Genomic DNA, 8,707 nt, shown 5'->3' with positions numbered 1-8,707 from the left:
GGCGATCGCCCTGGTCATGGGGGCCTTCTTCCGTCGGCAGGTCCTGGCCGCCGACGCCGGCACCGAGAAGATGCAGGAGATCGGCGCTGCAGTGGAGGAGGGGGCGCAGGCCTACCTCGCCCGGCAGTTCAAGACGCTCTCGGTCTTCGTCGTGCTGGTCTTCTTCCTCCTGCTCCTGCTGCCGGCGCCGGACTGGGGCGTCAAGCTCGGTCGCTCCGGCTTCTTCGTGCTCGGCGCCCTGTTCTCCGCGACCATCGGCTACCTCGGCATGAGCCTCGCCGTGAAGGCCAACGTCCGCGTCGCCTCGGCCGCCCGCCACGGCGACCGTGACGCGGGCATGCGGATCGCCTTCCGCACCGGCGGCGTCGTCGGCATGGCCACCGTGGGCCTCGGCCTCCTCGGCGCATCGATCGTCGTGCTCTGGTTCAAGGGCGAGGCCCCGAAGGTGCTGGAGGGCTTCGGCTTCGGAGCCGCCCTGCTCGCGATGTTCATGCGTGTCGGCGGCGGCATCTTCACCAAGGCCGCCGACGTCGGCGCCGACCTGGTCGGCAAGGTCGAGGCGGGCATCCCCGAGGACGACCCGCGCAACGCGGCGACCATCGCCGACAACGTGGGCGACAACGTCGGCGACTGCGCCGGCATGGCCGCCGACCTGTTCGAGTCGTATGCCGTGACGCTGGTGGCCGCGCTCATCCTCGGCTCGGTCGCCTTCGGCGAGTACGGCCTGGTCTTCCCGCTCATCGTCCCGGCCATCGGGGCGGTCACCGCGCTGATCGGCGTCTTCATCACGCGCGTCCGGCCCGGCGAGAACGCCCTCAAGGCCATCAACCGCGGTTTCTACATCGCGGCCACCATCTCCGGCGTGCTGTCCGCCATCGCCGCCTACATCTACCTGCCCGCCACCTTCGCGGAGCTCGAGACCGGCAGCGACGAGATCTCCGGCCTCGACGGTGACCCCCGCATGATCGCCGTCCTGGCGGTCATCGTCGGCATCGTCCTCGCCGGCATCATCCTGTGGCTCACCGGCCACTTCACCGGCACCGACAAGCGTCCGACGAGGGACGTCGCCCGCACGTCCCTGACCGGCGCGGCGACCGTCGTGCTCTCCGGCATCGGTGTCGGCCTGGAGTCGGCGGTCTACACCGCGGCGATCATCGGTGGAGCGGTCTACCTCGCGTTCCTCCTCGGCGGCGGGTCGCTCTCGCTGTCGCTCTTCCTCATCGCCCTCGCGGGCTGTGGCCTGCTGACCACGGTCGGCGTGATCGTGGCCATGGACACCTTCGGCCCGGTCTCGGACAACGCCCAGGGCATCGCCGAGATGTCCGGTGACGTCGACGGCGAGGGGGCGCAGATCCTCACCGACCTCGACGCCGTCGGCAACACCACCAAGGCCATCACCAAGGGCATCGCGATCGCGACCGCGGTCCTCGCGGCGACGGCGCTGTTCGGGTCCTACAGCGACGCGTGGCAGAGCGAGCTGCGGCGGATCATCGAGGGCAACGAGCTCACCGAGGAGCCGAGCCGGTACGTCCAGTCGATGTTCGACCTCCAGGTCGTCACGCCGAGCGTGCTGGTGGGTCTGCTCCTCGGCTGCGCCGTGGTGTTCCTCTTCTCCGGCCTGGCCATCAACGCGGTCACCCGGGCCGCGGGCGCGATCGTCTTCGAGGTGCGCCGCCAGTTCCGCGAGATCCCGGGGATCATGGAGGGCACGGCCAAGCCGGAGTACGGCAAGGTCGTCGACATCTGCACCAAGGACTCGCTGCGCGAGCTCGCCACGCCCGGCCTGCTGGCCGCGCTCATGCCGGTGGCCGTCGGCTTCGGCCTGGGCATCGGTGCGCTGGCGGGCTTCCTCGCCGGCGCCATCGGCAGCGGCTGCCTCATGGCGGTCTTCCTGGCCAACTCGGGCGGGTCCTGGGACAACGCCAAGAAGATCGTCGAGGACGGCCACTACGGCGGCAAGGGCAGCGAGGCCCACGCGGCCACCGTCATCGGCGACACCGTCGGCGACCCCTTCAAGGACACCGCCGGCCCGGCCATCAACCCGCTCATCAAGGTGATGAACCTCGTCTCGGTGCTCATCGCCCCGGCCATCGTCACCCTGACCATCGGCAACGGTGCGAACACCCCGATCCGTTACGGCATCGCGGTCGCCGCACTGGTGATCGTCATCGGTGCGGTGGCGGTGTCCAAGACGCGTGACCTCGCGATCGGCGGGGACGCCGTCGAGGAGGCCCCGGCCGCGGAGGCCGCCCCCGACGACGACGCCAGCGCGGCCGCGCACGAGGTCGACCTGCGCAAGGGCGACGAGACCCGTGGCAGCGAGCTCGAGGAGGAGCGCGTCCAGCGCTGACCCCGCCTGCCCGCACCACGTCGACGGCCGGTGCCACCGCGAGGTGGCGCCGGCCGTCGACGTGTGCCGGGTGCGTGCGTGACCGGGCACGCACGGGCGGGAGACGTAGGGTCGCCTCAGTGTCAGGGTGACAGTGCCGCTTCGCGGTGGTTGGGTCCTGACATGGACATCGTGGTCAGGGCGGCGGTCGCGGAGGACCTGCCGGCCCTGCTGCCCCTGCTGCGGGGTTACGGCGAGTTCTACGGCGCCCGCCCGGACGACGGTGGCCTCCTGGCCATGGCGAGCGCCTTCCTCGCCGACCCGGACCGGGAGGGCCGGCAGCTGCTGGCCGAGGCCGGTCCGGGCGAGCTGCTCGGCTTCGCCACGGTGCTCTGGAGCTGGGACACCACGACCGGGGCTCGTCTGGCGGTGATGGAGGACCTGTTCGTGCAGGAGGGGACCCGCGGGCGAGGGGTCGGTCGCAGGCTCCTCGACGCCTGCCTGGCGCTGGCCCGCGAGCACGGCTGCGCGGCCCTGGTGTGGGAGACGGCGCCGGACAACGAGCGCGCCCAGCGCCTGTACGACGCGACCCCGGCCGAGCGCTCGACCTGGCTCGCCTACCGGCTGCCCGTCAGCTGAGCCGGGGATGGCGCCACGGCAGGTCCCCGCTGCCGCGCCGCCCACGCGGCATACGCTGTGCCTCATGCAGAGTGCACTCTTCGAGCAGACGAACCTCGAGGTCCAGGCCGACCAGCGCTTCGCGCTGCAGAACCCGCAGATGCTGCGGGTCCACCTCGGGGGCGACGTGCTCGCCACCAAGGGGGCGATGATCGCCTACCAGGGCCAGATCCGCTTCGACCACGAGAAGTCCGGGACCATGGGCAAGCTGCTCAAGAAGGTCGTCACCGGGGAGGACGTCTCGCTCATGCGCGTGTCCGGCGAGGGCGACGTCTTCTTCGCCGCCGAGGCGGGCTACGTCTTCCTCATCGAGCTCACCGGTGACGCCCTCTCGGTCAACTCCCGCAACCTGCTCGCCTTCGACTCCTCGGTCGACTGGGACATCAAGCGCGTCCAGGGCGCCGGGAAGCTGAGCGGCGGGCTGTTCAACACCACGCTCCAGGGCACCGGCACGGTGGCGGTCCACGCGGTGGGCCAGCCCGTGATCCTCGACTGCAGCCAGCAGCCGACCTACGTCGACGTGCAGGCGTGTGTGGGTTGGTCGGCCAACCTCGTCCCGCAGGTCATCTCGAGCATGAACGTGCGCTCGATGCTCCGCGGCGGCAGCGGCGAGGCTTTCCAGTACGCCTTCCACGGGCCCGGTTTCGTCGCCGTCCAGCCGAGCGAGTGGACCGACACCGCGGCGCAGTCCTCGGGCGGCGGCGGCGCGTTCAACCTCGGCGGGTTCCTCGACGGGTGAGCACCTCGACGACGCCTCCCCGGACGGACCCCGCCCTCGTCGCGCGCCTGCGGGCCGACCTGTCGGCGGCGGGGTACACCGTCGACGGCGTCGCCGCGCTGCTCGGCCCGCTGGCCCGCGCGGCCCTCGACCGCGAGCAGACCCTGCCGGCGCAGCGCGTGACCGCCGCCTCGGGGGAGCCCGTCGCGACCCTGGTGCGCCTGTTCACCCTCGGCGACGCGGTCGACGAGGAGGAGGCGGGTGCGGCCCTGCCGACCCTGGGGGTCACCGGGGCGCTAGACCTCGGGCTCGTCGTGCTGCAGGGGCCGGGCGTGGTCGCGACCTGCGACCTGCGCCCCTACGGTGACGACGCCCACGCGTGGTGGGTCGCCTCCGACCTCTCCGAGCTGGCCACGCGGCTGCCGCTGCGCGAGGACCACGTGCTCGGCGTCGGTGGCGCTTCGACGACCCTCGCGTCCTGGACGCCGCGCCCCCAGGTGGAGCGGGCCCTCGACCTCGGCACCGGCTGCGGGGTGCAGGCGCTGCACCTCGGCGCCCACGCCCGCCACATCACCGTCACCGACATCTCCGAGCGGGCGCTGGCGTACGCCCGCTTCAACGCCCTGCTCAACGAGGTCGAGTGGGAGGTGCGGTCCGGCTCGATGCTCGGCGCGGTGGCGGGGGAGCGCTTCGGGCTGATCGTCAGCAACCCGCCGTTCGTCATCACGCCTCGTGGGGCCGGCGTCCCGCTGTTCGAGTACCGCGACGGCGGTGCGGCCGGCGACGCGATCGTCGCCGACCTGGTCCGGTCGATCGGCGAGCACCTGGAGCCGGGCGGGATCGCGCAGTTCCTCGGCAACTGGGAGATCGTCGGCGACGCCGACTGGCGCGACCGGGTCCGCGGGTGGGTCGCCGGCACCGGGCTGGACGCCTGGGTGGTCCAGCGCGATGTGCAGGACCCCGCCCAGTACGCCGAGACCTGGGCACGCGACGGCGGTCACCACAGCGCGACAGCGGAGTTCGCCGCCATGTATGCCGCGTGGCTGGACGACTTCGCCTCGCGCGGCGTCACCTCGATCGGCTTCGGCGTCATCACCCTCCAGCGGCCGGCGACCGAGCGCGAGCCGTTCGTCGACCTCGAGGAGGCCACGGGTCCGGTCGCCGGGCCCATGGGGCCCGCCGTCCTCGCGGGCCTGCGCGCCCGGACGTGGCTGGCGGAGCACAGCGACGACGAGGTGCTCGGAGTCGCGTGGCGGTGTGCGCCGGACGTCACCGAGGAGCGACACAGCCTTCCTCCCGGCGCGTCCGACCCGAGCGTCATCCTGCTGCGCCAGGGCGGCGGGCTCCGTCGCGTCGTGCGCCTCGACACCGCGATGGCGGCGTTCGCGAGTGTGTGCGACGGGGACCTGACAGCCGGCCAGTCGCTCACTGCCATCGCCGCCCTCCTCGGCCAGGACGAGACCGCGCTGCGGGGCACCGCGCTGCCCCTGGTGCGCGACCTCGTGGCCGACGGCCTGCTGGTCCGCGGCCACTGAGCGACGTGGCGCCCGGCCGGTGCCCGGCCGGCGCCGGGCCGCTGCTCGGCCGCTGCCCGGCGGGTGCCCGACCGCTGCTCGGCCGCTCCCCGGACGGGTCGGCCCACGGCGTAATCCGGTCGAGGGGCCCCGCGCGCTCGCCTAGCCTGTGGGGGTGACGCTCGTCCACCTCGTCCGCGAGCACCTGCGGCCCTACCAGGCGCTCATCGCGGGACTCGTGCTCCTGCAGCTGGTGGGCACCATGGCCTCGCTCTACCTCCCGAGCCTCAACGGCCAGATCATCGACGAGGGCGTGGCCAAGGGGGACACCGGCTACATCCTGCGCACCGGCGCATGGATGCTGGCCGTCACCCTGGTGCAGGTCGGCGCGACGATCGCGGCGACCTACCTCGGGGCGCGGTCGGCGGCGGGGCTCGGGCGCGACGTGCGAGCCTCCGTGTTCGCCCGCGTCGGCTCCTTCTCCGCCCAGGAGGTCTCCCGGTTCGGGGCACCGACGCTGATCTCGCGCAACACCAACGACGTCACGCAGGTGCAGATGGTGGTGTTCATGGGGGCGTCCGTCATGGTCTCCGCGCCGATCATGATGGTCGGGGGTGTGGTCATGGCGGTGCGCGAGGACGCCGGCCTCGCCTGGCTGGTGGCCGTCGCCGTCCCGCTGCTGGCCCTGTGCGTGGCGCTGGTGACCCGGCGGATGGTCCCGCAGTTCCGCCTCATGCAGGAGTCGGTCGACTGGGTCAACCGGGTCCTGCGCGAGCAGATCACGGGCGTCCGCGTGGTGCGGGCATTCGTGCGAGAGCAGCACGAGCGAGACCGCTTCGCCGCCGCCAACACCCAGTACACCGGCACCGCGCTCGCCGTCGGCCGGCTCATGTCCCTCGCCTTTCCGCTCGTCATGCTGGTGTTCAACACCTCGACGGTCGCGGTGCTGTGGTTCGGTGGCCACAGGGTCGACAGCGGCCAGATGCAGATCGGCGAGCTCACGGCCTTCATGTCGTACCTGATGCAGATCCTGATGGCCGTCATGATGGCGACCTTCATGTCGATGATGATCCCGCGGGCCACGGTCTCGGCCGGCCGGATCACCGAGGTGCTCGAGACCGACTCCAGTGTGGTGGCTCCCCAGGAGCCCACGCCGATCCCCTCGGGGCCGGCTGCCGTCGAGCTGCGCGACGTCGAGTTCAGCTATCCCGGGGCGGACTCCCCTGTGCTGCATGGCGTCACGCTCACTGCCGTGCCGGGGCAGACCACGGCGATCATCGGCAGCACGGGCTCCGGCAAGTCCACCCTGCTCTCGCTCATCCCGCGCCTCTACGACGTGACCGTTGGGAGCGTGGCCATCGCCGGCGTGGACGTCCGCGACGCCGCCCTCGAGGACGTCTGGTCCCGCATCGGGCTGGTGCCGCAGAAGCCGTACCTGTTCACCGGGACCGTCGCGAGCAACTTGCGCTACGGGGACGCGGAGGCGAGCGACGAGGAGCTGTGGCAGGCGCTGCGCGTGGCGCAGGCCGAGGACTTCGTCCGGGCCATGGACGGCGGGCTGGAGGCGCCGATCGCCCAGGGCGGAACCACTGTCTCCGGCGGGCAGCGGCAGCGCCTGGCCATCGCCCGGGCGCTCGTGGCCAAGCCCTCGATCTTCCTCTTCGACGACTCGTTCTCCGCACTGGACCTCGCGACCGACGCCAGGCTCCGCCTGGCCCTGCGGCCGGTCACCCGGCACACGGCCGTCATCGTGGTGGCGCAGCGGGTCTCGACCATTGTCGACGCCGACCGCATCGTCGTCCTCGACGGCGGCCGGGTGGTCGGCACGGGTCGTCACGACGAGCTGCTGGAGACCTGCCCGACCTACGCCGAGATCGTCGAGTCCCAGCGCAGCGCGGAGGAGGCGGCATGACCGCCGAGGGCGTCAAGACGGCCGAGGAGAGGGCAGCCGAGGCCCGGCGCGGGCCCGGCGCGATCGCGTCGCGCCGGGGGCCGCACATGAGCGTCGGGATGCCGGCGGAGAAGTCGAAGGACTTCGGCCCGTCGGCGAAGCGCCTGCTCGGCCTGCTGCGTCCCGAGCGGGCCCCGCTCACAGGCGTCCTCGCGCTGGCGCTGGCCAGCGTGACCCTGACCGCGATCGGCCCCAAGATCCTGGGCCGGGCGACGGACCTGGTCTTCGCCGGTGTCATCGGCCGGCAGCTGCCCGAGGGACTCACCAAGTCCGAGGCCGTCGAGGGCCTGCGGGCCCGCGGGGACGACACGTTCGCCGACATGGTCGCGGCGATGGACGTCGTGCCCGGCCAGGGGGTCGACTTCGCGGCGGTCGGTCGCGTCCTGCTGCTGGTCCTGGCGATCTACGTCGTGGCGTCGGTGCTCGCGTGGGCGCAGGGCTGGATCCTCACCGGCGCCGTCAACCGGGTGGTCTACAACCTGCGCCGCGACGTCGAGGCCAAGCTGAGCCGGCTGCCGCTGCCCTACTTCGACGCCCAGCCGCGCGGCGAGCTGCTGAGCCGCGTCACCAACGACATCGACAACGTCGCCCAGAGCCTGCAGCAGACCCTCAGCCAGCTGCTCACCTCACTGCTCACCGTCGTGGCCATGGTGGCGATGATGGTGGTCATCTCGCCGCTGCTGGCGCTGATCGCGCTCGTCACGATCCCGGTGTCGATGGTCGTCACCGCCGTGATCGGCAAGCGCTCGCAGCGGCACTTCGTCCAGCAGTGGAAGAGCACCGGCGAGCTCAACGCGGTGGTCGAGGAGACCTTCAGCGGCCACGGGCTGGTCAAGGTCTTCGGGCGCCAGCACGAGAGCCAGGAGGCGTTCGCCGCCAAGAACGACGACCTGTATGCCGCCGGGTTCGGCGCGCAGTTCGTCAGCGGCATCATCATGCCGACGATGATGTTCATCGGGAACCTCAACTACGTCGCCATTGCCGTGGTCGGCGGGCTCCGGGTGGCCAGCGGCTCGATGAGCCTGGGTGACGTGCAGGCGTTCATCCAGTACTCGCGGCAGTTCACCCAGCCGCTGACCCAGGTCGCGTCGATGGCCAACCTGCTGCAGTCCGGGGTGGCGTCCGCGGAGCGCGTCTTCGAGCTCCTCGACGCCCCTGAGCAGCAGCCCGACACGCAGGAGCCCGCGGTGCTCGCGACCGCCCGCGGCCGGGTCGAGTTCGAGCACGTGACGTTCTCCTACTCCCCGGACACCCCGCTCATCGAGGACCTCGACCTCGTGGTCGAGCCCGGGCAGACGGTCGCCATCGTCGGGCCGACCGGCGCCGGCAAGACCACCCTGGTCAACCTCGTCATGCGGTTCTACGAGCTCGACTCGGGGCGGATCACCCTCGACGGCATCGACATCACGGACCTCACCCGGCAGGGGCTTCGCTCGCAGGTGGGCATGGTGCTGCAGGACACGTGGCTGTTCGGCGGCACCATCCGCGAGAACATCGCCTACGGGCGGCCGGGGGCG

6 protein-coding genes are annotated in these 8,707 nt (G+C 72.0%); all 6 read left to right on the top strand.

Annotated features, from left to right (window positions below):
- Window positions 1-4: 4 nt before the first annotated feature.
- Window positions 5-2,350 (top strand): sodium-translocating pyrophosphatase, encoded by a 2,346-nt coding sequence (locus VIB11_RS12165; RefSeq protein WP_332031493.1) that lies wholly within the window; start codon window positions 5-7, stop codon window positions 2,348-2,350.
- Window positions 2,351-2,512: 162 nt separating this feature from the next.
- Window positions 2,513-2,968: a GNAT family N-acetyltransferase gene (locus VIB11_RS12160; RefSeq protein WP_332031492.1), complete on the top strand. Its 456-nt coding sequence runs from the start codon at window positions 2,513-2,515 to the stop codon at window positions 2,966-2,968.
- A gap of 64 nt (window positions 2,969-3,032) precedes the next feature.
- Window positions 3,033-3,746: an AIM24 family protein gene (locus VIB11_RS12155; protein WP_332031491.1), complete on the top strand. Its 714-nt coding sequence runs from the start codon at window positions 3,033-3,035 to the stop codon at window positions 3,744-3,746.
- The gene (locus tag VIB11_RS12150) at window positions 3,743-5,260 is read left to right on the top strand and encodes a DUF7059 domain-containing protein (protein ID WP_332031490.1); all 1,518 of its coding nucleotides are present in this window, start codon (window positions 3,743-3,745) and stop codon (window positions 5,258-5,260) included. Before VIB11_RS12155 ends, VIB11_RS12150 begins: the two co-directional genes overlap by 4 nt.
- Before the next feature lie 154 nt (window positions 5,261-5,414).
- A complete protein-coding gene (locus VIB11_RS12145; protein WP_332031489.1) occupies window positions 5,415-7,151 on the top strand; it encodes an ABC transporter ATP-binding protein in 1,737 nt (578 codons plus the stop codon).
- Window positions 7,148-8,707 (top strand): ABC transporter ATP-binding protein (locus VIB11_RS12140; RefSeq protein ID WP_332031488.1); only part of this gene is annotated, 1,560 nt, incomplete at its 3' end. The genes VIB11_RS12145 and VIB11_RS12140, both read left to right, overlap by 4 nt.

Origin of the sequence: Pedococcus sp. (genome assembly GCF_036554925.1) — a bacterium.
GTDB lineage: Bacteria > Actinomycetota > Actinomycetes > Actinomycetales > Dermatophilaceae > Pedococcus_A.
Note: the sequence above shows the minus strand (reverse complement) of the source record. Positions and strands in the feature narration are given on the sequence as shown.